Raw genomic sequence first — 23,139 nt, 5'->3', positions numbered from 1 at the left:
CAATCGGAATTACTACATTGAAAAAGCTTGGAACCCTTGGTATATAAGGGGGCCAGGCTTTTTTTGTTTATCTTGTTGAGAGTGTTTAAGGGCGATAAGTAAGCAAATGCTTTCGTGAATCCGAAACCGTGTGATCTACCCATTTTCAGGTTGAAGGTCAGGTGACGCTGATTGGAAGCCCGAACCCACGCACGTTGAAAAGTGCGGAGATGAGGGGAAATGCTAACATTTCGCTAATATAAACATATCAATTATGTACGATGTAATAAAAACCAGCGTGTAGGAAATCAAGTTATTAGATTTGCAATGGAGGAGCACTAAGAATTGGTGGAAGTAAGCCCGCCCTTTTAAAGGGTAAGACTAAAACGGGTTGGGCTTTAACGGTGCGGTATAAAAGATATTTATACCTCCTTTACATCAAAAAAAATTGATGTATTATGTGATTATAAACATCAAAAAAATTGATTTAGGGGGATTGGTGTATGGAAACTAAAGAACTTTCGATAAATGATTACCAAGGAATTTTTAAAGCGTTAGCTGATACGAAGCGGTTAGAGTTACTTCAATTATTATCGCAAGCCCCGGGTGAAGCCATATGTGTTTGTGACTTAACAGAAACAATGGAAATGGCACAGTCCAAGCTTTCTTATCATCTTAAAATCCTTCTCGACGCTAACCTAATAACTAAGGAGAAGCGTGGTACATGGAATTACTACTGCTTAAATCCATCTATGTTAAACCACATACTTTCGGAAGAACTTTGCTGCTTATTCAGAGGTCCGGCGGTAAAAGCTGAGAAATGCTGTACTAACTAAATTAAAGGGTGGAGTTGTATGAGCAATCAATTACCTGTAGTTATTATTGGTGCCGGTCCTGTAGGCTTAGCGGCTGCGGCGCATTTAGTGGAATATGATTTACCTTTTGTGATTTTGGAAAAAGGAGAAAGCGTAGGAAGCAATATCCTAGAATGGGGTCATGTTCAACTATTTTCTCCTTGGGAGTACAACACGAATCAAGCAGCAACGAAGTTATTAGCTGAAACTGAATGGCAACATCCAGATAAAAATAAGTTGCCAACTGGTCAAGAGTTAGTAAATGAATATCTAAAACCACTTTCACAGTTACAAGTAGTACAAGAAAATACACGCTATAATTCCCAAGTTGTTGCTGTAACTAAAGATGGTGCGGATAAATTAAAATCTGACAACAGAGGTGAACGGGCATTTGTAGTCCATTATAAAATTAAATCTAAATTAGAGAAGGTTAGTGCTTCAGCAATCATAGATGCAAGCGGAACTTGGCAAAATCCGAATCCGCCTTATGCTGATGGTGTGTGGCTTGATGCTTCTATCAGCGATTCAGTACATACGAATATCCCGGCGGTTCAGCAGCAACAAGAAGTATTTAAAGATAAGCATACTGTTGTGATTGGATCTGGCCACTCTGCAATGAATACGTTGCTGAACCTAGCGGAGCTTAAGAAAGATTATCCATTAACAAAGATATCTTGGGTTCTTAGAAGAGAGTCACCGGTATCTGCATTTGGAGGAGAGGAACAAGACCAGCTTGCAGCTCGAGGTGCATTAGGATCAAGCGTACATAAGCTTGTAGATCAAGGTGTTGTAGATGTATTCGCGCTGTTTAATGTTGAAGCGATTGATTATGATGGATCAAACTATACATTAAGCAGTAAGGCAGGGAGAATTATCTCTTCCGTTGACGAAATCGTAGTTAACACAGGAGCGCGGCCAGATTTTAGTTTTCTTCGAGAAGTCCGGTACGTAATCGATCCAATCGTAGAGAGTACACCAGCATTAGCACCGCTTATCGATCCAAACTTGCACAGTTGCGGAACAGTTCGTCCGCACGGCGAGGGAGAATTAAGACATCCGGAAAAGAACTTCTACGTTGCTGGAGTTAAGAGTTACGGCAGAGCTCCTACGTTCTTACTGTCTACGGGATACGAGCAGGTAAGATCCATTGTCGCTTCTATTGCAGGTGACGCTGAATCGGCTAAGCAAGTAAAATTAAAACTTCCAGAAACGGGTGTATGTAAAACTGATATAGTTACTGCAAAACAACGAAGCTGCTGTGGTTGTTAAGGCAATGAAATCAGTTCAGGTGCGTGAATTCGTAAAAAGCGATTGGGAGCGCGTAAGAGACATTTACAAGATGGGTATAGATGGTGAGAACGCTACTTTTGAAACCGATGCTCCCGATTGGGAACATTGGAGCAAGAGCAAATTGACATATGGCAGGTTGGTCGCAGAGATTGAGGAAAAGATAGCAGGTTGGGTAGCGTTATCCCCTTATTCCTCTCGCCAAGTATATAAAGGTGTTGTTGAAGTGGGTATCTACGTAGACCCTGACTTTCAAGGTAAGGGTATAGGTTCTGCGTTGTTAGAAAATGAGCTTAGTGTTTGTGAAAAAGAAGCCGTGTGGACAGTGCAGGCAAGTATCTTCCCCGAGAACGCTGCAAGCTTGGCGCTGCATCAAAAGTACGGTTTTCGTGTGGTTGGTAGAAGAGAGAGAATTGCTCAGTTAAATGGAAAATGGAGAGATGTTTTGCTGATGGAGAAGCGATTATGATTACAAATAAAGGTGGAGTTTTAAGCAAAAAATACTATTTTAAGCTTATGAAAACTTATTAAATTGCAGAAAAGATGAGGCCGGCAACAAAATTGACAGGGGTCGTTGGTTCAATTCCAATCGAAAGCACAAAGAAAATCCCAAAAGCCGCAACGGTTCTTGGGATTTTTTGTGCACGTTTCTCGCACATCATTACTCGGTATTTAAGTGGAGTCTAACTTTTTATAGCTGATTAATTGTTGACGCTTTTTCAAGACAGCCATAAAGATTTAAGGTGAAGAATGTGATGTATTTGCTTTAACACATCCAGCATGTTGCATGTCTCCCATATCTTAATCGGCTGCGGTTTTATGTAGCTTAGCTATTACATGAACAAGTAACTTAGTTCTCGGGTTTCTTATCTACACTTAAAATGTGACTTTTATTAAGAGCTATGAAAGCGATAATAAAGAATGCAATGGAGGAAACTATGTAAAGATCAAATTTGAAAAGCCAGGCTAAAATGATACCTATAACACCGATAAAATATAAAGTTTTTGAAAAAGGATTTACTTTTATTGTGACAGAAGAATCATCATTAACTTCAACCTTATTACTGTATCCGCCACCCTGGACAGTAGTTCTAATATTGACGAGTTTGCTGTCCGGTTTAAACTCATAGGTTTCGCCATTTTTAAGTTTAGTTAGCATTCGATCAACCGCATACAATTTAATGCGTGCTAAACCACCATAATAATTCTTTTGTCGAGTAACTTTAATAGTCATGTAGAAAACCACCTTTATAAAATACCTTAAAAATATATCATAATTTACCAATAATTACTATGCGAGTTGATTACTTCTTAAGATAGCTAAGGAGAGGAGAAAGTAGTAGATTTTACGACCCTGGAACATGAGGAATGTACAAGTTTCTTTGGAAGTACTTCTCTGATGGAGACGATTTCTACAGTAAACAAATGAAGTTAATGGTAATGAGTGAAAAGAAGAAGAACTGCTAGAAGTCAAAGAAAGGATGATTTTTCTAGGGAAGAGAATGAAGAATAACTTAAAAGCTAAATACTCTTGTTGATGGTGCACACGGTAACATGGTATATGGTATTAAGAAGGGGAATACTGGAGTCGTGCTAACGCGTTTTCATGAATTGCTCGGAGGTTATCTTATAAGGACATTCTTATACGAATAGAATACAAATAAAAAAGACTCCGAATGGAGTCTTTTTTAAAGAAATTAACCTTTGTTTACGTTAACAGCTTGAGGTCCGCGTTGACCTTGTTCGATTTCGAAAGATACTTTTTGACCTTCGTCTAAAGATTTGAAGCCTTCGCCTTGGATAGCGCTGAAATGTACGAATACATCGTCTCCGCCTTCAACTTCGATGAAACCGAAACCTTTGTCTGCGTTAAACCATTTTACTGTACCTTGTTCCATAGTATTGCCTCCTGTGGTGGGATATCCCACGCTTGTATTACTACCCTTGTTTTTAAGATAAAAAATTATAAGGAAGAGATCTCTCTTCTCGCAAATTTTACACCGAACAAAAATAATTAACCTTAGTATATCACCTAGAAGTAATTTTGGCAAATGCCTAATAGTATTTAATTTAATTGGTGAGCATCTGGTCTAGGTTTTTACTAATTTTTTATGATCGTCACGAAAGAATATACTCCCATTTACAGGGCTGCAAATACAATTAACATTCCGATAAAAGAGATATGCAACCTGCTAAACAGAGTTGGCATTATGGCCATACACAATAGAGTTGCAAAAGTGGTCTGCATGAAAAAGGAGATAATCAACACATTTATAGTAAAGAAAATTGCGAGAAGTCTGATGTTTAAAGTGAAACTGAATAACATTTAGTGTTAACTAAAAAAATGTTCGGCGATTGCATGGAATATAGGAACGTATTTTTGCTGGATTTACTGGTGATAATGTTACACGAGTTTAGAATAATGTGGTGCGCTGCAGAGATAATCAATGAAGAGAATATACGAGTTAAGTGCAGCTGTTATCAGCGAACATAATCATGCAAGCTAAGAAGGACAGATAGAGTGTTGCTAATTCAGTTATTTTTAAGAAGAGAGGGTAAGGTGTTGGGAAAGTAAAAGAAAGCCCCTGAAGCAAACTCCGGGGGCCTTCCCAATCTATTAATCAATCATTGTGCCAGGTAAATATTCGGTTTCGGAGGTGCCGCCATCTCACTTCCAAGGTAATAATCAGTTAAATGAGACTGATAATACCCTTTGAGTGTCATGCTATTCCGATACATTGGGTTTTGAGCTAGTGTATACAAGCGTTTGTCGGTTGGAGTAGAAGTTGTAAATATGATTAATTTATCATAATCTCGATTCGTCATAACTACTTCTTCGCGCCAGTCACCGAATATATCACCATAAAACGCCGGAGCTCTTCGGTCGTTTACTTTGGCGAATTCAAATTTCCAATTTGTTACGAGGCGGGAAACTTTATTGGTGTCGTAATTCCACTTTTCAATTTTCCCGTCATTCCAGCTTTCACTTAGCAGGTCTCCATCCCACCATAAGCGGAAGGAAGGGTAGGGTTGATTTTCTCTCGTTGTGATTTGCGTATTTGTGGGACCATTGTAAATGCCTGAAAATGACCAGACCTCATATCCAGGGTATCTTGGATCTATATCTCCAACGTCGGCTCGCCCTACGTCCTGAGTTCCAGCAGTTGCTTTATCTACATGCTGCCAAAGCATGGAGCCGTTTGATGCATCATAGTAATGCTCCATCAAACCACTTCGGTTATCTTGTTGTACACCAAATCCTTGGAAACCGTCACTGTTGGGATCGAACTTTCCTATATAAAAACGATCGCCGTGTCCGACATTGTCATCAGCTAGAGAATAACGTAAAGTACCATCGCCATTTAACATAAAACCAATTTGGCTTATTTCATCTTTTCCGTCGCTATTGTAATCACCAATTCGTATTTGATGGCTATCGCCAGCGTCCTGAGATCCGCGCAGCCATTTCCAATCCATCTCTAGATCTGATCCATTATAACTATAAGCAGACATGACTAAATTAAATGTTCTGTCTTTATTGCGATTTTTCGCATAAACGACAACGCTGGGTGTTTTTCCGTTTAGATAACCAATTCCTAGTTGAGTAGCAAGCGGGCCCATGGAGATATAATCATTTGGTAAAGAGCTCGTGCTTTTCAGTTCCCCAGTCAATCCATCGAGGATAGCTATCCATTGTTTAGAGTCGCTGCTATCTGTCCAGCGCTCCCCATCACCAAAAGTTACGCCGTCAGCAATCTTGAGAATGACCTCTGCTTTTCCATCACCATCTAAGTCATAAACTGTTGCGCCATCCCACATACCGGTATCCAGTGTTGCGGAACCAGGGGATATTCTGTTTTTGTTTTTACTGTTTGGTCCCATGTTTGCTGACCACAAAAAAGTACCGTCTTGTTTGTAAGCTTCGACTACTTGGTGTTTTTCTTTATTGCGTACAACCAAGTAGTCATATTCTCCGTTCCCATCAAAATCGCCTATCCATACGTTGCGGATTGGCCCACCTTTTTTTATGGGGATTGATACATAAGGACCGTCTGCCTTACCAGCTTTTAATGTAAACGTGGAGCCGGCTTTTTGTTCATTTGTTTCCTTTCCGCCAATAACAGGAACGATGCGATACGTGTTGTCTTCTGATGTATTAGCAGTCTTGTCTTGATAGTTTGTGCTGTTAGTTAGAACAGAATCGTTAAGTTTAATTTCTTTCTCACCCGGAGAGGAACGATAAATATTAAATCCTATTCCTGGTTCATCCAATGCGAGCAAGCGCCAGCTGATAAACACATTGGACCCATCGCGAACAGCAACTGCACCGCGTCCAAGCTTTTCCATTTGTCTTGGAGCAGTTTCCGCTTGGGCGGAAACAAGTGGTAAGAAGGATGATGCAACGAGTACGATTGCTATCAGCATACTGATAGCCTTACAGATTCTTTTGTTAAAGTAAGACAAAAAATCTCCTCCTAGTGATCGTATAACGAAATCAAATGGATACGGATGCCGGAGTTTGTTTTGCGTGTGATTCTGTCCGATTGTCTTCGTCTCTATTTATTTCGACATAATTCGCCATCGTTACATAGGTCTATAAAGCTGATTATTCATTGTTAATGTTGTTTTTAGTCGTATTATCGTTCAGAAAAGTTAACCTCAACAAATTTAGTAAATGAAAAAGCGCAAATCAATAATGGTAACGGGTTCGGCACTGTAGCGCAATACACCAAGAATGGAGATATGTCTTAAAATGGTGATTAAGTAACAATGAAATATATACCGTAGCAGTATAAATAAGACAACAACAGAGCCTGAGACAAACAAGGTTAATTCATTCTAAGAGCGAACTTTCAATAAATCGAACATTTTTTAAAGCAGTCCTCAGATAGTTGCTTAAGCAAAATGCACGTTTTCCGCGGTGTTGGTCTGCTCGCAGGTGATTAAACCTGCTGCGTTTTGGCTCGTGCCGTAGGAGGAGTGAATCGCTTTTTCTGTGGTGCTTTCGTAGGCAGCTGCGCTAGTGAGGGTTTCTCATAGCGCAATTCAGCGGCGTGTATTTCTGAAGCGGCGCGCTGCACGCTAGTTCTTATCGAAGAAAAAACTCCAAACAATACTGCTGTTATTCGCAGTATTGTTTGGAGTTTATATAGCAAAACAGTTATGCTCCAGTCTCTTTCATATACGTTACAGATTTTTTCTTATAATCTAAGTGAACCAATAAATTAAAAATACTAAAAGAACAACCATTGCAAGTGGCTCTAACCATAGATTTTTTCCATCTAAGAATATTCCTAAAAATAATTATTACCGAGATTATTGGTGCCATTACATAATATGGTTTAGCATTATAAAACCATCCGTAAGGAAAAAGTGAGCTCCTGTTATGATTGTAAATAACATAATGGCATTACTCGGGCTTTCTATAATTCCCAAGAAGGAATAGGAAAATAGATCAGCTGAGCAAGATTTAAATATAAACCTAGATCACCCAATGGATTATCTTTGGATTTCCAATCAGCTTTTAATAAAGTAGAAATACCAACGGATAAAGGAAACAACCTGTTGCAAATAACATAAAGATGTTTTTCTGGTTCGATTCTTAAGACAGAGTAAACAGTATTGTGATGATTGACCAGATGATAAGCTGACATTAAAAATCAGATTGCGTTTTTACTTGTGACTGTTAATTCATTTTCTAATTTTAGTAATCTCCAAGCTATTCTCCGCTTTTATTTAACCACTCACTATGTAAGTTATAGATAAAAATTATTCCTAACCATTTAATCATAATTTTTCCACAATGCTTCAAAAAATAGCCCACTTATCTTTAAGTGAACTAGTATAAGAAAACTTTATAGCTATTCGCTGTCCAGATAACAAGCGCTCCGTTGACGTGATTATTTTAGTGATTAACATGGTTGTCGCGGTTTGCATTTAAGTAATTAGCCGCTTCAGTTTTTGCTTGTTGTGTTGCTGCCGCAGAGATTTCTTCGTGATAATGAAAAAGGTGTTTGGGCGTTAAGACTGTGATAATGGCTACAATAAAAAAGCCGAATAAGAACAATAACATGTTTATATCTCCTCTTACATTTTCGTTTGTACTTATTATAAGAACCTCTTGTGTACATCATGTGTTGTTCTCGTCTGATTTTAATATAAATGCGAATTTTCTAGTTGATTGTCAGCTTTTTATTTTTCTAAGACGATACACGAACTGTCCTGATCCTTCTAGTCAGGAGAAAAGACGTTGATAACAGATAAACTTTCGCTAAAACAGGGATTCAGCGTGCCAGTGTAGAAATGCTTTTTGAGGACTTTGGGCAATAGCTGCTTTTTTCAGTTCTTTGCCTAAGCAGGATTGGTTTAAAGAAGGGAAGCCCAAGTAGTTGTTATGACAGGTAATGAAAAGTGAGATTACTAGTTTTCGTAAATAACAGATAGATTGGAGATTCAAACATGGACTATCAATACCTGGGTAAATCAGGATTAAGAGTGAGCAGGCTTTGTTTAGGCACAATGAATTTTGGTACTGCTACGGACGAAAAGGAAGCATTTCGTATTATGGATACAGCACTTGATGCTGGCATTAATTTTTTTGATACGGCTAATGTTTACGGCGGTGAAAATGCTGGTCTGACGGAAACTATTATCGGTAAATGGTTTAAGCAAGGCGGAGGCAGAAGAGAAAAGGTAGTGCTCGGTACAAAGGTTTACGGGTCCATGCAGGATGCAATGGATGGTCCGAATGATAAAGCGGGATTGTCAGCATTTAAAATACGGCGGCATCTTGAAGGATCGCTTGAACGCTTGCAAACGGATCATGTTGAGTTGTATCAAATGCACCACATTGATCCTGCCGTAACTTGGGAAGAGTTATGGGGAGCCTTTGAATTAGGTATCAGCCAAGGCAAAATCGGATATGTCGGTTCCAGTAATTTTGCGGCCTGGCAGCTTGCTGTGGCACAGGGCGCTGCTAAACACCGCCATTTTCTTGGCCTTGTATCGGAACAGCATAAGTATAATTTGAACTGTCGGTATGCTGAATTAGAAGTGCTTCCCGCAGCAAAACAACTCGGTATCGGTATTATCACATGGAGTCCGCTTGATGGAGGGCTGCTCGGCCGAAATGCGCTCAAGAAATTGCCTGGAAGCCGCAGCGGGGACATTGCTGAAAAGATAAACACGCAGCGAACTCAATTGGAACAGTTCAAAAGTTTGTGTGATGAATTAGGAAAATCTCAAGATACTGTTTCGTTGGCTTGGCAGCTTGCTAATCCCGCCGTAACAGCGCCGATTATCGGACCGCGTACGGTTGAACAGCTCGAGAGCGCTTTTGCGGCGATTGAAACGAATTTAGATCAAGCTGCTTTAAAACGCTTGGATGAGATATTCCCAGGTCCCGGCGGTCCCGCTCCGCAAGCGTATGCTTGGTAAGCAGAAAAGATTCATTAGAGAAAAATTTGAAGGAGGGGTTATTATCCCTCCTTTTCTTTGTGCTTGAAAATTAAATTTGAGCTGCCTTCTCAATTCCAGTATAGTTAGACGTATAGTATTTGAGATAAGAATAGGTGGAATTTCTTATGACAAACCAGGCGTTCATGGATGAGTGGTTGGCACTGGACAACTTACAAATAAAAATAAAAAAGGAACTGGAAACAGTTCTTCAAAAAGAGTACAGCTTATCAATCAAAGAGTTTTATGTTTTATACTATCTTTCCGAAGCTCCTGAAAAAAAGCTCCGTTTACAGCAGCTGCAGGAATTGATTGGCCTGAGTCAAAGTGCGCTTTCCAGGCTGGTTGGTAATATGGAAGCAAGCGACTGTGGTGCTTTGCAAAAGAAGGACTGTACAGATGACCGCAGAGGAACGTATACGCAGCTCACAGAAATAGGAGAGCAAAAACTGCAGCGTGGCTTGGAAGCGTTTCATGAAGTTTTAAAAACGAATCTTTCAGAAGTTGATTCGGAAGGTATCTTCCAGCAATTATTGCAGAACCTAAGAATGACCTAAAAGTACCTAAAAAGGTACTTTTTTTGTGGAAGCTTTTAAATTGACAGGACAATTTAGAAACGCTAAATTATATGCATGTGTAATGCATGTATATTTATGGAGGAGTGGTTAACATGGATAATTTATTTAGTACATACAAAATAAAGAATCTAGAACTGAAAAACAGAGTTGTCATGCCGCCGATGTGTCAATATTCCGTAGAGAAGAAAGACGGTATCGCGAATGAGTGGCATTATCAGCATTATGTCAGCAGAGCAGTTGGCGGAACTGGGTTAATCATTGTGGAGATGACAGATGTAGAGCCTGACGGACGAATCACAGATTATGATTTAGGGTTATGGTCAGATGAGCAAGTTCCAGCGCTAACAAGAATTGTAGACGCAGTGCATAGCCATGGCGCAAAAATTGCCATCCAAATCGCACATGCTGGACGTAAAGCAGAGGATGCAGCAGAGCCTGTAGCTCCATCTGCGATCCCGTTTGATGAGAACTCGAAGACACCTCGCGCGCTTACAACGGACGAAGTGAAAGGAATGGTCGAAAAATTCCGTTTGGCCGTAAGACGTGCCGTACAAGCCGGGTTTGATGCAATCGAAATTCATGGTGCGCACGGCTACTTAATTCATCAGTTCCATTCTCCGCTTACAAACAAGCGAGAAGATGAATATGGCCAAAATCTAACGAAATTCGGCCGTGAAGTTATTGAAGCAGCTAAAGCCGAAATGCCAGCTGATATGCCGTTAATTATGCGAATTTCGGCAAAAGAGTATGTGGAAGGCGGCTATGGTATTGAGGAAAGTATCGAGTTCGCAAAAGCATACAAAGATGCAGGAGCAGATGTATTTGATATTTCTTCTGGCGGTGAAGGCCAAATTGCTGCTTGGGGAAGACCAGGAACACATGCAGCTTACCAAGTGCCATTAGCACGTCAAATTAAAGAAGCGCTGCAAGTTCCCGTAATGGCAGTCGGCAGACTAGATGACCCAACATTGGCAAACGCTGTGATTGGAAATGAAGAAGCAGATCTTGTCCAAGTTGGAAGAGGGATGCTGCGAAATCCATATTGGACATTAGAAGCGGCAAAACAGCTGCGAAAAGAGACAGCTGTACCGAAGCAGTATGAAGCTGGATTTTAAGTGAATTTGCCTATGAAGCCCGCCTGCGGAACAGGCGGGCTTTTTTTAGGGATGCAGTTTCATGTTACTGATTCTGTGCGGGTTATAATGCAATAGCCATTTGTCAGCTTCTTTAACCAGCCATTCTTCCATCACATTTAAAAAAGTCATTAATTGCTTCCAATCTGGAACTGGATTAATCGCATATTCCAGCGCTTGCCTCATATTGAGTTTGTACTGCGGATAGTGTTTAGCAAATGCTTCATATGCAGGGTATAAATCTCGCGTGTAGCGTTTTACATGGTCCAGTACGAAAGCAAGGCCAGATCTGACGATAATCTTCATAATCCAGCTGCAGCAATCTAAAACATCCTCTTTCTCTTCATTATCTTGAAGGTCCTTTTTCGCTTGTTCAATTTGGTCCTCTAAGTGGACAATGTGGTGATTAGCCAGCGTCTTATCAGCTTTGTATGAAGGTAAATGCGAGCTGACATCTTCACCTAATACGCAAACGCTATGTGTTTTGATCATAAACGGGATGATGGAAAAAGACTTCGTATCGTTAAAATCTTCGATAGGATAAAAACTCATTTCAATACCGCTCACACATGGGAAGCTGTTATTTAATTCTTCTTCTGCTTTGCTAACCCAGACTAAATCTGTAGCTTCTATTCGCTTCTTTGTGATACAAATTGTATCTAAATCAGAAACTCCTAAGATTCCCAGACCGCGCGGAATAGACCCCCGTATATAGATACTGTGCAGATTTGAACCAAGCTGGTTTTGATAAGTAAGTATTACCTTTTCAATTAAATCGTCATAAGCAGATGCAATTTTCGTTTGATTTGCTTCGTTTATAATATAACCGCTATCATCATTTGGGCAAAAGCGGCCAATGTTTTTAATTTGTGTCAATGTATATCTCCTTATTTTCTCTAAATGTAAAACGATGTATCTATTTCCTATTCTAGTTATGTTAGACTTGTCCTATCAAAACTATACAGGTAAAAGGCAGGGATACGCTTTGAACATCCTATGGGATTTCGACGGAACATTATTTGATACTTATCCAGCTTATACGCACGCTTTCTTGACAGTAGTGGGTGAACATATCCCAGAAAAGGAGATCTACCAAAACTTAAAGGTTTCGTTCGCACACGCAGTACGATATTATGCTGTTTCAAGTGACAAAGAAGCTGAAATTAAAGAGATTATAAAAAAACTAGTACCAGCTGATTTAAAGCCATTCGATCAAGTCGAAGAGATACTGAAATTTGCGGACAAGAATGTGATTATGACACACAAAAAGAGAGCACAAGTTCTGGATATTCTGCAGCACTACGGCTGGGAAAAGTATTTTGTCGACATGGTAGCCGGTGATGATGGTTTTCCGCGGAAGCCAGATGCGGCTTCGTATAAATACTTACATAACAAACATGGTGTTGATTTAGCAATTGGCGATAGAGAACTGGACTTACTTCCTGCGAAGGAATTGGGTATCTCTACATGTATGTTTCAAGGGCAGTGTAAAGCAGCTGATTATCAGTTAGAGAATTATGCTGATTTCTTTAAGTTGGATTTCTTAGTCACTAAACAATGACCAGTATTTATGTATTCATAATACCAGTTTGCTTCATAGGTACGGATCAGCTTCCACATGCCGTTTTTATTTGTGAACGTTTGGAAGAACAGATTTGATGTTTCAATTAGTTTCCCATCAAGAGTCATTGTTGCTCGGATGATGGCCATTATTTCTCTATCATTGAGTGACAGGATTGATATTGGAGTGAGAACCCATTCCATTTTTTTATCTTCAAAATAAGCAAAGGCTTGTTTCCATCCTGTCACCGATAATTCCTTCCCATAATGAGAGAGAATTCCATCTCGTACTTCAACCCCTTGAAATGCCTCGTCAATTACATCCGCGATAAATTCAACATCCGCTGTTTTCCATTTTGCTAGATACTGATTAATAAAAACGTGAAAATCTTCCATCTTCTAACCTCCCTTTTATGATTGTATCCTGTAAATTATCGATGGACTTGAACTGTTTACGTAGTTAGTATGATAAATTGAGTTTATCAGATTTTTCCATCTGCAGTACGGGAATTTACAATACTAGCAAACCTATCAGTTAAACATAGTTCTGGAAGGAGATTTTCTTTGTGAAAAAATATCGATGGCGGGTCATTCGAACAGGAGTTATCTTATTACTGCTGATCAGTACGCCTTTTGCCTTTCTTTATCTATTGAATAACGGAAACCCATATACACGCTTTTGGACAGAAAAACAAGTACCATCTCATCTCGCGGAACAAGGATATACAGACGATGATTACCTGGAGGCGCACTGGGTTCTGCCAAACTATCGGATTAACAAAGATATCTATACAGATGGCTTTGTTGTTCGATTTAAAGATGAACCGAATGTCGTCTATACATATGGAGTAAAGCGTCATGGAAAGGAAGTTGTGCAATATTGTGAGAAAGAAATAGGAGAAGCTGAGTCGGATGATGCGTTGCAGATTGTGATATCAATGGATGAGCCATCAGCGAAGCATAGCGAGAGTACATGCATTGATTCAATGGCTAATAGGTAAATAAAGCAAGGATACTGCAGATCGAAGTCTTTTGCCGCGCAAAGAGGAGAGGTAAGATGAAGGAAATCATCCATTTAAAATCTTATAAATATCCAAATATACCTCACTATGAATGGAAAGGACAATTGCTTCAAAAAAAGCCAGATTACGCTATGGTGCTTTGTGAAAAAGGGAGAGAGCTGAAACACCATACGAAGGGCATTACATTTACGATAGACGTCACGTCGCTGGAATACTTCTTTTTTAAGGAAGGATTTACTGTCGCGATGGAGGTAGGAGCAGGGGAAATACTATCTTATTATTGCAATATTGCTACGCCTTCCGTATTTGAAGGAGATGAACTCCGTTATATTGATCTGGATCTAGATTTAATTAAGAAGAGAAATGAGAATTGGCAAGTTATCGACAAAGATGAATTCGAATCAAATGCTGTGAAATATAGCTATCCTCCTGACCTGAAGAGCTATGCTTTAAAGTCATTGGAGCTATTGCGGAAGAGGATCAACACAGCTTCGTTTCCTTTTGATGGAAGTGGATTGGATTACTTGTCTGATAATAAACTGTTTCTGTGAATGAGCTGTCTCCATTGATATAGTTGCGCTTTCTTTAGCGTTGTGGTGAGGACGTATATACCTTTATGTTATAAAGGGAAAATAATTACAAACTTTGTCGATAGAAAGCTAGATATTATGACAAATAGGAGGAGTGAGTATCAGTGTTTATAGTCAATGTCGAAGGAGCCATTCACCGGAACGGAAAATGGCTATTAATCAAAAGAAGTGAAAAAGAGGAGCATGCTGCTGGTGCTATTTCCATGGTTGGAGGGAAATGTGATCAAGAAGGCATGTCATCTGATATATTAGAGCGGACATTAAAGCGGGAGATTTATGAAGAAGTCGGCATAAAGGTTAATGATCTTACTTATGTGAACAGTTCGTCCTTTGTTACGGATAAAGGAACACATGTGATTGATATTGTATTTCTTTGCGAACATATATCAGGTGAACCTTATGCCAAGAGCGAGGAGGAAGTTGCTGCTGTGATGTGGATGAGTGCGCAGGAAGTTCTTGAGAATCAGCATTCACCAGGCTATTTAAAGGAAAATATAAGACAGGCGGAACTAGTGCTGCTGCAGGGTAAGTGAGAAGAGCGGCAGTCAATAAATAACGGTACTTTATTTTACCAGCAAGATGATATGTTAAAATCCTGCTCTTCATGCTGACTTCAACTCATAGATTATTCATTTGTTTCACTCTCATCCAAACGTGGAAAGAGTATCCATGAGATAACTCAGCAAAGGAGAGATAATCATGGAACCGAAGAACATGCAAACAAATGGGACACCAAAGCAAGAGCAGGAACGTCAGCCTGGTATTGAATCCAGAATGGAGCCGCTGCCGCATCAGCCGAAAGAATATAAAGGATCTAGCAAACTGCAGGATAAGGTGGCGCTGATTACCGGAGGCGATTCTGGTATCGGACGTGCTGTTGCTATCACCTATGCAAAAGAAGGTGCTGATGTTGCTATTTCTTACTTGGACGAGCAAGATGATGCGGAAGAAACAAGACGATTAGTCGAAGCAGAAGGGCGGAAATGCTTGCTGCTTCCTGGAGATATTAAAGATGAAGAGCATTGTGTCAACTTGGTAGAAAAGACAGTGAAGGAATTCGGCAAGCTGAATATCCTTGTAAGTAATGCGGCTATTCAGTATGTAGTCGATGATGTTCTTGAGATTTCAAGTGCGCAATTCGAGGAAGTATTCCGCACAAACTTCTTCCCGCTATTCTACTTGACAAAAGCTAGTGTGAAGCATATGAGCGAAGGTGACTCTATTATTGCAACGTCTTCTATCAATGCTTTCCAAGGCAATGCCATCTTCATGGACTATTCAGCTACGAAGGGTGCAATTACGGCTTGGATCAGAAGTATTGCGCAAAGTTTAGCGGGTAAAGGCATTCGTGCTAATTCTGTGGCACCGGGACCTGTATGGACACCGCTTATTCCCGCATCTGTTCCAGCCGATAATGTGGAGAACTTCGGTCAAAGTAATTTAATGGGCCGTCCTGGACAGCCGTCTGAGCATGCATGGGCATATGTGATGCTGGCTTCAGATGAAAGCTCCTATATGACAGGTCAAACAATTCACATTAACGGCGGACAATATACGTCTTCCTGATGAAGGTGAGAAAGTACCAGCTAATGCCAGCTGGTGCTTTTTTTATGCATTCATTTTTCACTTTTCTGGAGTAGCTTAGGCATCCAGGGATGATTTTAAGATTCATTAGTAATCAGCTCCTAAGTCCACATATGGAAGATACGCACAATACTGCGCCCAATCCAAAGAACAAAGCGAATGGGCAGCTCCGGAACCCAGAGCAGTACATCAATAATATCCCATTTGTAACTTGGCTTTTCTGCCTTTTTTCGCTGTCTTCTTCTTTCACGAGGCGTCAAACTGCATCTCCCCTTACGTCATATTGTTAGTTTTATCATAGCATAATCACTAACAATATTTGTAAATAAGTATAGGTAGATTTTTCTGTATCTTGACAAATGAAAGAAACGATAACACTATTGAAGAAAGCGCTTTCCGAGTGAAGAAATGATGACTGGATAAAGGGGTGTCATACACTTATGGAATTATGCAAAATATTAATTGTAGATGATGAGATTCTTATCCGGCAGGGGATTAAGTATTATATAGATTGGGAGAAAGAAGGCTTTTCAATTGTAGGGGAAGCGTCGAACGGACAAGAAGCTTTAGAGCTGATTGAAAAATTGCGGCCGCATATTGTGGTTACTGACGTGGTCATGCCAATCATGGACGGCGAAGCATTAACCAGAGCTGTGAAGAAGCAATACTCGCATATCGGTTTAATTGTTTTAAGCAGTTTTAGTGAATTTGATTATGTTCGAAATGCTTTTCAAAACGGGGTTGTCGATTATATTCTAAAGCCTAAACTGAATGCAGAAAGTTTGCTTAAAGCGTTGCGTCAAGCAGCAGGTAAATTAGATGATGTGAATCTGAACAATAATGAAGCGCATGAACAGACACTAAATGAAAAACTGCGAAAATTATATGAAGGAAAAGAAATCAACATAGAAAACGAAACGGCTGCAAATTTTCCGGGTAATTTCTTTCAAGTAATCAGTTACAGATATAAAGCTGACCAAGATGCTGCGTCGGTTTTTGGTGCTATCGAAGGGAAGGACGGATCTCTTACGACGCTGTTATCATCTGCAAATTATCATCTTTATTTGTGGAATGGCAAGAAAACACTCGTTAAAGACAGTTTTTCAGGATTATTGAAAACAGGTACCGTGTGCAGTACAAATTCTTTTCTTCATCTTTCCGAACTGAAGGGCAAGCAAAAGGAATTAGAAAAAATAGAAGGATATCGGTTTTTCTTTCCCGATAGTTCTTTTCTATCCGATGAAACGCTCCCGCCGCCCCCTCGCGAAAGGCGTCTGTTTCAACTGGATTATTTTATAGATGCTTGCAAAATGGAGAACTTCCGAGAAGCTTTTTCTTATTTAGAAGAGCATCTGGAACGAATGGCACTTGATTATCAGCAGGATGTGGATGAATACAAAGCATTTCTTAATAATATTCTGTTCAATCTGCTGGTTCTGCTTGGTAATTTGAAGTATCAAATAGAAGTAATGCAAGCAAAGAAATATCTGTACTTTCAACAGATCAGCCGAGCGGCAGATGTGTATACTGCAAACGAAATCGTCACGTCATTCCTCATAGATGCTGAGGGGATTGTGAAAAAGGAAGAAGAAGAGCAGGGGCATATGCGTAAGCTGACAGATTATATTAAAGCGCATTATCATGAGTCCTTATCACTTACGGACATTGCACAGCATTTCCATTTTAGTCCGTCTTATTTGTCCAATTACTTTTCTACGCACAGCAAAGAGGGATTCAGTGAATACCTTAATCGGATCCGGATCGAGGCGGCTATCGTGTTGCTCAGACAGAATGATATTCCAATTTCCAAGGTTAGTGAGCAGGTTGGGTTTTCTGATCACAGTTACTTTTGCCGTGTTTTTAAAAAGCAAACAGGCTATTCTCCTTCGCAATACCGGCGGAAAAGGATAACGCCTTGAGGAGGTGAAGAGATGAGATTCATTAAGGATCGGCTTCATCCTAACGGGTTGTTTATGAAGTTGTTTTTCATAACGGTTTCCCTAATTATGCTAGTGGCTGTGACGGTAACACTTGCAACAATCCGGATGGCAGAGCAATTTTTTGTTGAAAAGTTCAGTATTACAAACTCCCAAATTATTAATCAGATTCAGAATGATTTTGAGGAGTTGAATTATAGCATTGTCATGGCTGCCACAGACATCAGTCAAAGCAATACCATTGAAACATATCTATTAACAGATGAGCAACCTGATAACGAACGGATACTCAGGCTATTTCTTGTGATGCGGCAAATAGATAATTTGCGGGAGCAGCTTGGAGATCAGAATGTTGAGATTGCCATTGCTGATCAAACGGAGATTGTTTATACAACAAACTTTACATATTGGCCTGCTGCATCTATTGACATGCGTGCACACCACATTACACAATCAGTCACGGCTGAGCCGAATAAATTACTTTATTTCCAGGCTTCGCAAGGTAATGCGGATGATTACGTCGTTGCTGCCAAGACATTGATGAATCGCGAAACAGATCAAGCATATGGTGCTGTATATTTTCCAATTAAAGAAGAGCAGCTGCGTTCTTTTTACCAAGATTATGTTAAAGCAGGGAACGATTTTTATGTGTTGAATCAAGAGGGGAAAGTCGTTTCGAGCAGTATAACCAATACAATTGGTACATCGCTCCCCGAGCTTCATCAACAAGCAGAAACGATGGTAATGGATGGCGAGTTGTTCCAGGAAATAAACAAGGAAGACACAAGTAAAATAATGGTAGCAGAGTATTTGCCATATTTTAATATGTATCTTGTGAACATGGTGGATAAGCAGGCGGCAGTCGGTAACTTAATTGATACCAAGCAGATTATCTTTTTGCTGGCAGGCGTCGTTGTGCTTGCGCTGGTGATTGTATTCCTTGTTACCAAGCGGCTAACCAATTCTCTTTCCAAGCTCGTTAATGACATCGAGGCAGTACCTAAGAAAGGGCTGAAGCGGCGGCTGGATTATACAGGCACGTATGAAACAAAACAAATCGGCTTGGCTTTCAACAGTATGATGGATGAACTGCAAGGGCATGTGGAGAAACTTCTTAAAGCCCAAAAGCAGCAGCGTCAGGCTGAGCTGGCGGCTTTACAGCAGCAAATCAATCCGCATTTTCTATATAACACGATGGCTTCCATTAAGTTTTTAGTAATGATGGGAGAGCGTACAGAAGCGGAGAAAACGATTGATGCTTTTATTACGTTGTTGCATAATACAATTGGAAATGTGGACGAGTCCATTACGGTAGAATTGGAATTAGCCAATTTAAAAAACTATGTACTTATCAATCAGAAACGGTATGGAAACAAAATTCAGGTGCAGTTCATGGTTGCGCCGGATTGTATGCAATGTCAGATACCAAAACTAATTCTTCAGCCTTTTATTGAGAACTCATTTTTCCATGCGTTTCATAAAACAGCAGCAGGAACAATATCTGTACTTGTATGGAAGGAAGCAGATGAGCTGCTCTGTGAAATTGCAGATAACGGCGATGGCATGGCAGCGGATGGCAAAGAGCTTCCCAATACAAACCGAAATAGACAGTTGTTTTCAGGTATAGGGGTAAAGAATGTGCATGAGCGGATTCAGCTGCTGTATGGTACCGACTACGGTGTGACGATAGCTAGTAAAGCAGGAGAAGGGACGACCGTAAAGCTGCGGCTGCCGGCAATTCATACGGAGCCAGATGAGGAAAATGTCATATAAGTATGCTTTTCAGAAAAGGGCATAATTGAGCTTGTTCGCCAGCTTAATGGTGCTTGTTAATCGGTTGTGAAAGCAACCAGGAAAAACAGCAAATCAAATCAAAATAAAGTGCAAAAAACAAAATATAATCCTAATCCATACAATGTAAGCGCTAACAATGGAGTGATTTACTCCTACTATGGATAAAGAATTTCCTAACAGAGAAGGAAGTGCGCATGCTACGATAAGAACATAAAGATAGCGCTTACAAAAAGAGGAGGGTTATATAATGAAGAAGTTTTTAGTACTTTTATTTATTAGTATGCTCGTTCTGTCTGCTTGTTCTTCAGGCTCCAATTCAGAAGCGGATGCCGACACAAACGATATAAAAGTTTGGGCCTGGGATCCGAACTTCAATGTAAAAGCGATGGAGCTTGCCAAAGAAGCATATAAAGAAGAAAACAGTGAGCTGAACATTGAAATCATTGAAAATGCCCAAGATGACATTATTCAGAAGCTGAACACGAGTCTTAGCTCTGGTACGACGAAAGGGATGCCAAACATTGTGCTGATTGAAGATTATCGTGCACAAAGTTTCTTACGATCCTACCCGGATATGTTTTATGCGGTAGATGATGCAATCAATACAGAAGAATTTGCTAAATATAAAATACCGCCGACAAGCTTCGAAGGTAAGCAATACGGTGTACCTTTTGACTCCGGTGTAGCTGGTTTGTATGTACGAACTGATTATTTAGAAGAAGCTGGGTACAGCAGTGAAGATCTGCAGAATGCTGACTGGGAGCAAGTAATTGAAATCGGTAAAGCTGTGAAAGAGGCAACAGGCAAACAAATGATCACACAGGATCCAAAAGATCTTGGGCTGCTGCGCATGATGATTCAGACAAGTGGTGCATGGTATTTGGAGGAAGATGGTGTAACACCAAATATCGCCAATAACGAAGCGCTGAAAGAAGCTTTCCGTTTGTATAAGGAAATGATAGATGCAGACTTAGTAAAACCGCATGCTGATTGGAGTCAGTTCATCGCATCCATCAATAACGGAGATATTTCCATGGTGCCGAGCGGTAACTGGATTACACCATCCATTAAAGCAGAAGCATCACAATCTGGTAAATGGGCAGTAGCTCCATTCCCGAAACTGCCTGGTATGGAATCTGTCAATGCATCTAACCTAGGCGGAAGCTCTTGGTATGTGTTAAATATCCCTGGTAAAGAAAAAGCAGCCGAATTCCTAGGTAAAACATTCGGAGCAGAAGGCAAATTTCATCAGCAATTCGTTGAGGAGATTGGCGGTGTAGGAACTTACCAGCCAGCACTTGAAGGAGATGCATATCAAGCAGAAGATGAGTTCTTCGGCGGCCAGAAAATTCTATCTGACTTTGCGTCATGGACGGAAGAAATTCCACAGGTGAACTATGGTTTGCACACGTACGTCATTGAAGACATCCTTGCAAACGAAATTCAGAAGTATCTGGATGGCGAAAATTTGGATACTGTTATGGATAATGCACAATCGCTGGCAGAACAGCAAGCGAAGTAATCAATGGCTCTGGGATGCTGCAAACAATTATGCTGCTTCCCGGGGCTTTTTTAGAAAGGAGCCCTTATTGTGAATATACCAAAGAACCTTGGTCCAGAAGAAGTTGCTATAAAACCAGCACCACGCCCAGCGCGGTCTTTACGGCTGAAAAATACGCTTGTTGGCTGGTCATTTGTCTGCATAGCTTCCCTGCTTATTGGAATTTTCTACTTCTACCCGATGGTGCAAGCATTAATTCTGTCTTTTCAGTCAGGAACTGGTGTACATCTGTCTTTTGTCGGATTTGAAAATTATGTGCGTCTATTCCAGGATCCTGTGTTTCTTACCACTGTGAAAAACACAGTAATTTATCTAATCATCCAAGTACCGGTGATGATTTTATTGGCATTATTTTTGTCTGTTGTACTCAATAACAAGACGCTCAAATGGAAAGGGTTTTTCCGAACTGCAATCTTTTTGCCGTGTGTCACGTCACTTGTTGCATACTCCGTTGTATTCAAGTACTTATTCGCACCAGATGGCATCGTTAACATGATGCTGCTTAAGATTAATCTGGTCGCTGAGCCAATTCAGTGGCTGACAGATCCATTTTGGGCAAAAATCACAATCATCCTGGCTATTACATGGAGATGGACCGGATACAATATGATTTTCTATCTATCGGCGCTGCAAAACGTGGATCGATCTATTTATGAAGCTGCTAAGATTGACGGTGCTTCTGCTGTACAGCAGTTCTTTAAAATTACCATTCCGATGCTGAAACCGATTATTTTGTTCACCTCCATTACATCTACAATCGGAACTTTGCAGCTATTTGACGAAGTTATGAATATTACAGCGGGCGGTCCAGGAAATGCAACCATGACCATCTCTCAATACATCTATAATCTATCATTCAAGTACACCCCTGACTTTGGCTATGCTGCGACTGTATCTTACGGCATTGTCTTCTTAATTGTCATCTTCTCGATCATCCAATTTAAAGCGGCAGGTGATAAAAAATGAAACGACCGAATAAAGTAATTGGCTACTTGTTTCTAAGCATTTGTGCGATCATTTCTATCTTTCCGTTTTATTGGATGGTCGTTAGTATGACCAACACCTCAGCAGATGTTACAAGAGGCAAACTGCTGCCGGGCGGGCATTTTATCGAGAACTTTAAGAACCTTTTGCAGACAGTCGACCTTGTACCGGCGTTATCAAATTCGGCTCTTATAGCAGTAGGAACGACTGTGCTGAGTTTACTAATCGCTTCCTTAGCAGGGTATGGATTTGAAATCTATCGAAGCAGAGCGAAAGACGTTGTGTTTAATATATTACTATTATCGATGATGATTCCATTTGCTGCATTGATGGTGCCATTATTCCGGATGTTTGGTTCTATCACACCTATGCTGCCGTTCATTGGAATTGATACACTTTCTGCTGTTGTTCTTCCGACCATCACAACAGCCTTTCTAATCTTCTTTTTCCGGCAAAGCACCAAAATGTTTCCGAAAGAAATATTGGAAGCGGGTCGTATGGATGGGTTGAAGGAGCTTGGCATCTTCTTCCGTATCTACGTACCAACCATGAAGACAACATATGCAGCTGCTGCCATCATTACGTTTATGGCAAGCTGGAATAACTATCTCTGGCCGCTAGTTGTGCTGCAGTCGCCAGAAAAACAGACCATTCCGTTGCTTATCTCAACGCTAGGTTCCAGCTACTCGCCAGATTACGGGATGATTATGATGGCAATCGTAATCGCGACGCTGCCGACAGCGATTATTTTCTTCTTTATGCAAAAGCATTTCGTAGCAGGAATGATGGGCTCTGTGAAGTAATGGATACAAAGGGGAGGA

The 23,139-nt window shown here is 40.3% G+C and carries 25 protein-coding genes; 16 read left to right on the top strand and 9 right to left on the bottom strand.

What is annotated here, in order from left to right; genetic code table 11:
* Positions 1-482 precede the first annotated feature (482 nt).
* The 3 genes from CRO17_RS10990 to CRO17_RS10980 are packed head-to-tail and all read left to right on the top strand — an operon-like array spanning position 483 to position 2,589.
* Entirely contained in the window at positions 483-815 is a 333-nt protein-coding gene (locus CRO17_RS10990) for an ArsR/SmtB family transcription factor (protein WP_097042182.1), read from the top strand.
* 18 nt (positions 816-833) lie between these two features.
* Positions 834-2,102 (top strand): NAD(P)-binding domain-containing protein, encoded by a 1,269-nt coding sequence (locus CRO17_RS10985; protein WP_097042180.1) that lies wholly within the window; start codon positions 834-836, stop codon positions 2,100-2,102.
* Positions 2,103-2,106: 4 nt separating this feature from the next.
* Positions 2,107-2,589, top strand: a complete 483-nt coding sequence (locus CRO17_RS10980) for a GNAT family N-acetyltransferase (RefSeq protein ID WP_097042179.1) — start codon at positions 2,107-2,109, stop codon at positions 2,587-2,589.
* 381 nt (positions 2,590-2,970) lie between these two features.
* Here CRO17_RS10980 and CRO17_RS10975 read toward each other — a convergent pair whose 3' ends face one another.
* From CRO17_RS10975 to CRO17_RS17550, 6 genes are all read right to left on the bottom strand, one after another.
* Entirely contained in the window at positions 2,971-3,354 is a 384-nt protein-coding gene (locus tag CRO17_RS10975; protein ID WP_097042177.1) for a hypothetical protein, read from the bottom strand.
* 463 nt (positions 3,355-3,817) lie between these two features.
* A complete protein-coding gene (locus CRO17_RS10970; protein WP_077310104.1) occupies positions 3,818-4,018 on the bottom strand; it encodes a cold-shock protein in 201 nt (66 codons plus the stop codon).
* Positions 4,019-4,745: 727 nt separating this feature from the next.
* Positions 4,746-6,584 carry a rhamnogalacturonan lyase family protein gene (locus CRO17_RS10960; protein ID WP_218839527.1) on the bottom strand — a complete coding sequence of 613 codons (1,839 nt, stop codon included), beginning with the start codon at positions 6,582-6,584 and terminating at the stop codon, positions 4,746-4,748.
* A gap of 697 nt (positions 6,585-7,281) precedes the next feature.
* On the bottom strand, positions 7,282-7,449 hold the full coding sequence (locus CRO17_RS18050) for a hypothetical protein (protein ID WP_425444442.1): 168 nt from the start codon (positions 7,447-7,449) through the stop codon (positions 7,282-7,284).
* A gap of 94 nt (positions 7,450-7,543) precedes the next feature.
* The gene (locus CRO17_RS18045; protein WP_425444441.1) at positions 7,544-7,774 is read right to left on the bottom strand and encodes a DUF7010 family protein; all 231 of its coding nucleotides are present in this window, start codon (positions 7,772-7,774) and stop codon (positions 7,544-7,546) included.
* 251 nt (positions 7,775-8,025) lie between these two features.
* Positions 8,026-8,193: a hypothetical protein gene (locus tag CRO17_RS17550; RefSeq protein WP_179636989.1), complete on the bottom strand. Its 168-nt coding sequence runs from the start codon at positions 8,191-8,193 to the stop codon at positions 8,026-8,028.
* Positions 8,194-8,579: 386 nt separating this feature from the next.
* Between CRO17_RS17550 and CRO17_RS10955 the strand changes: the two genes are divergently transcribed.
* The 3 genes from CRO17_RS10955 to CRO17_RS10945 all read left to right on the top strand — a co-directional run bounded on the left by CRO17_RS10955 (position 8,580) and on the right by CRO17_RS10945 (position 11,268).
* Positions 8,580-9,557: an aldo/keto reductase gene (locus tag CRO17_RS10955; protein WP_097042174.1), complete on the top strand. Its 978-nt coding sequence runs from the start codon at positions 8,580-8,582 to the stop codon at positions 9,555-9,557.
* A 146-nt stretch (positions 9,558-9,703) separates the two neighbouring features.
* Positions 9,704-10,132, top strand: a complete 429-nt coding sequence (locus CRO17_RS10950) for a MarR family winged helix-turn-helix transcriptional regulator (RefSeq protein WP_097042172.1) — start codon at positions 9,704-9,706, stop codon at positions 10,130-10,132.
* Between the two features lie 113 nt (positions 10,133-10,245).
* Complete coding sequence (locus tag CRO17_RS10945) at positions 10,246-11,268, top strand: NADH:flavin oxidoreductase/NADH oxidase (RefSeq protein WP_097042170.1); 1,023 nt, start codon at positions 10,246-10,248, stop codon at positions 11,266-11,268.
* Between the two features lie 45 nt (positions 11,269-11,313).
* Here CRO17_RS10945 and CRO17_RS10940 read toward each other — a convergent pair whose 3' ends face one another.
* The gene (locus CRO17_RS10940; RefSeq protein WP_097042168.1) at positions 11,314-12,162 is read right to left on the bottom strand and encodes a nucleotidyltransferase; all 849 of its coding nucleotides are present in this window, start codon (positions 12,160-12,162) and stop codon (positions 11,314-11,316) included.
* A gap of 109 nt (positions 12,163-12,271) precedes the next feature.
* Here CRO17_RS10940 and CRO17_RS10935 point away from each other — a divergent pair, with 109 nt between their 5' ends.
* Positions 12,272-12,847, top strand: coding sequence for an HAD-IA family hydrolase (locus CRO17_RS10935; protein ID WP_097042166.1), 576 nt, complete (start codon positions 12,272-12,274; stop codon positions 12,845-12,847).
* Here the strand turns inward: CRO17_RS10935 and CRO17_RS10930 are convergent.
* On the bottom strand, positions 12,802-13,242 hold the full coding sequence (locus tag CRO17_RS10930) for a hypothetical protein (RefSeq protein ID WP_097042164.1): 441 nt from the start codon (positions 13,240-13,242) through the stop codon (positions 12,802-12,804). The genes CRO17_RS10935 and CRO17_RS10930 overlap by 46 nt on opposite strands.
* A 170-nt stretch (positions 13,243-13,412) precedes the next feature.
* Between CRO17_RS10930 and CRO17_RS10925 the strand changes: the two genes are divergently transcribed.
* The 4 genes from CRO17_RS10925 (at position 13,413) to CRO17_RS10910 (ending at position 16,024) form a co-directional block, all read left to right on the top strand.
* Entirely contained in the window at positions 13,413-13,847 is a 435-nt protein-coding gene (locus tag CRO17_RS10925) for a DUF3139 domain-containing protein (RefSeq protein WP_179636987.1), read from the top strand.
* A gap of 56 nt (positions 13,848-13,903) precedes the next feature.
* Positions 13,904-14,419: a DUF402 domain-containing protein gene (locus tag CRO17_RS10920; RefSeq protein ID WP_097042160.1), complete on the top strand. Its 516-nt coding sequence runs from the start codon at positions 13,904-13,906 to the stop codon at positions 14,417-14,419.
* A 143-nt stretch (positions 14,420-14,562) separates the two neighbouring features.
* Positions 14,563-14,991, top strand: a complete 429-nt coding sequence (locus tag CRO17_RS10915; RefSeq protein ID WP_097042158.1) for an NUDIX hydrolase — start codon at positions 14,563-14,565, stop codon at positions 14,989-14,991.
* 166 nt (positions 14,992-15,157) lie between these two features.
* The gene (locus CRO17_RS10910; protein ID WP_097042156.1) at positions 15,158-16,024 is read left to right on the top strand and encodes an SDR family oxidoreductase; all 867 of its coding nucleotides are present in this window, start codon (positions 15,158-15,160) and stop codon (positions 16,022-16,024) included.
* A 119-nt stretch (positions 16,025-16,143) separates the two neighbouring features.
* Here the strand turns inward: CRO17_RS10910 and CRO17_RS17545 are convergent, their stop codons facing one another.
* Positions 16,144-16,302: a hypothetical protein gene (locus tag CRO17_RS17545; RefSeq protein WP_179636985.1), complete on the bottom strand. Its 159-nt coding sequence runs from the start codon at positions 16,300-16,302 to the stop codon at positions 16,144-16,146.
* 180 nt (positions 16,303-16,482) lie between these two features.
* On the opposite strand from CRO17_RS17545, the gene CRO17_RS10905 reads away from it, so the two are divergent.
* The 5 genes from CRO17_RS10905 to CRO17_RS10885 all read left to right on the top strand — a co-directional run bounded on the left by CRO17_RS10905 (position 16,483) and on the right by CRO17_RS10885 (position 23,121).
* The gene (locus tag CRO17_RS10905; RefSeq protein WP_097042154.1) at positions 16,483-17,961 is read left to right on the top strand and encodes a response regulator transcription factor; all 1,479 of its coding nucleotides are present in this window, start codon (positions 16,483-16,485) and stop codon (positions 17,959-17,961) included.
* A 12-nt stretch (positions 17,962-17,973) separates the two neighbouring features.
* Positions 17,974-19,752 carry a sensor histidine kinase gene (locus CRO17_RS10900; RefSeq protein ID WP_097042152.1) on the top strand — a complete coding sequence of 593 codons (1,779 nt, stop codon included), beginning with the start codon at positions 17,974-17,976 and terminating at the stop codon, positions 19,750-19,752.
* 268 nt (positions 19,753-20,020) lie between these two features.
* Positions 20,021-21,295, top strand: coding sequence for an ABC transporter substrate-binding protein (locus CRO17_RS10895; protein ID WP_097042150.1), 1,275 nt, complete (start codon positions 20,021-20,023; stop codon positions 21,293-21,295).
* Between the two features lie 108 nt (positions 21,296-21,403).
* Complete coding sequence (locus CRO17_RS10890; protein ID WP_245864784.1) at positions 21,404-22,300, top strand: carbohydrate ABC transporter permease; 897 nt, start codon at positions 21,404-21,406, stop codon at positions 22,298-22,300.
* Positions 22,297-23,121 (top strand): carbohydrate ABC transporter permease, encoded by an 825-nt coding sequence (locus tag CRO17_RS10885; RefSeq protein ID WP_097042148.1) that lies wholly within the window; start codon positions 22,297-22,299, stop codon positions 23,119-23,121. The genes CRO17_RS10890 and CRO17_RS10885 overlap by 4 nt, the downstream gene beginning before the upstream one ends.
* Positions 23,122-23,139: the final 18 nt, after the last annotated feature.

This window comes from Terribacillus aidingensis (assembly GCF_900215625.1).
In the GTDB taxonomy this organism is placed as follows: Bacteria; Bacillota; Bacilli; order Bacillales; family Amphibacillaceae; genus Terribacillus; species Terribacillus aidingensis.
Note: the sequence above shows the minus strand (reverse complement) of the source record. Positions and strands in the feature narration are given on the sequence as shown.

What these genes read in the sequence shown, in the direction of transcription:
- CRO17_RS10990 (WP_097042182.1), top strand. Translation starts at nt 483, where the DNA reads ATGGAAACTAAAGAACTTTCGATAAATGATTACCAAGGAATTTTTAAA.
- CRO17_RS10985 (WP_097042180.1), top strand. Translation starts at nt 834, where the DNA reads ATGAGCAATCAATTACCTGTAGTTATTATTGGTGCCGGTCCTGTAGGC.
- CRO17_RS10980 (WP_097042179.1), top strand. Translation starts at nt 2,107, where the DNA reads ATGAAATCAGTTCAGGTGCGTGAATTCGTAAAAAGCGATTGGGAGCGC.
- CRO17_RS10975 (WP_097042177.1), bottom strand. Translation starts at nt 3,354, where the DNA reads ATGACTATTAAAGTTACTCGACAAAAGAATTATTATGGTGGTTTAGCA.
- CRO17_RS10970 (WP_077310104.1), bottom strand. Translation starts at nt 4,018, where the DNA reads ATGGAACAAGGTACAGTAAAATGGTTTAACGCAGACAAAGGTTTCGGT.
- CRO17_RS18050 (WP_425444442.1), bottom strand. Translation starts at nt 7,449, where the DNA reads ATGGCACCAATAATCTCGGTAATAATTATTTTTAGGAATATTCTTAGA.
- CRO17_RS18045 (WP_425444441.1), bottom strand. Translation starts at nt 7,774, where the DNA reads ATGTCAGCTTATCATCTGGTCAATCATCACAATACTGTTTACTCTGTC.
- CRO17_RS17550 (WP_179636989.1), bottom strand. Translation starts at nt 8,193, where the DNA reads ATGTTATTGTTCTTATTCGGCTTTTTTATTGTAGCCATTATCACAGTC.
- CRO17_RS10955 (WP_097042174.1), top strand. Translation starts at nt 8,580, where the DNA reads ATGGACTATCAATACCTGGGTAAATCAGGATTAAGAGTGAGCAGGCTT.
- CRO17_RS10950 (WP_097042172.1), top strand. Translation starts at nt 9,704, where the DNA reads ATGACAAACCAGGCGTTCATGGATGAGTGGTTGGCACTGGACAACTTA.
- CRO17_RS10945 (WP_097042170.1), top strand. Translation starts at nt 10,246, where the DNA reads ATGGATAATTTATTTAGTACATACAAAATAAAGAATCTAGAACTGAAA.
- CRO17_RS10930 (WP_097042164.1), bottom strand. Translation starts at nt 13,242, where the DNA reads ATGGAAGATTTTCACGTTTTTATTAATCAGTATCTAGCAAAATGGAAA.
- CRO17_RS10920 (WP_097042160.1), top strand. Translation starts at nt 13,904, where the DNA reads ATGAAGGAAATCATCCATTTAAAATCTTATAAATATCCAAATATACCT.
- CRO17_RS10910 (WP_097042156.1), top strand. Translation starts at nt 15,158, where the DNA reads ATGGAACCGAAGAACATGCAAACAAATGGGACACCAAAGCAAGAGCAG.
- CRO17_RS10905 (WP_097042154.1), top strand. Translation starts at nt 16,483, where the DNA reads ATGGAATTATGCAAAATATTAATTGTAGATGATGAGATTCTTATCCGG.
- CRO17_RS10900 (WP_097042152.1), top strand. Translation starts at nt 17,974, where the DNA reads ATGAGATTCATTAAGGATCGGCTTCATCCTAACGGGTTGTTTATGAAG.
- CRO17_RS10895 (WP_097042150.1), top strand. Translation starts at nt 20,021, where the DNA reads ATGAAGAAGTTTTTAGTACTTTTATTTATTAGTATGCTCGTTCTGTCT.
- CRO17_RS10885 (WP_097042148.1), top strand. Translation starts at nt 22,297, where the DNA reads ATGAAACGACCGAATAAAGTAATTGGCTACTTGTTTCTAAGCATTTGT.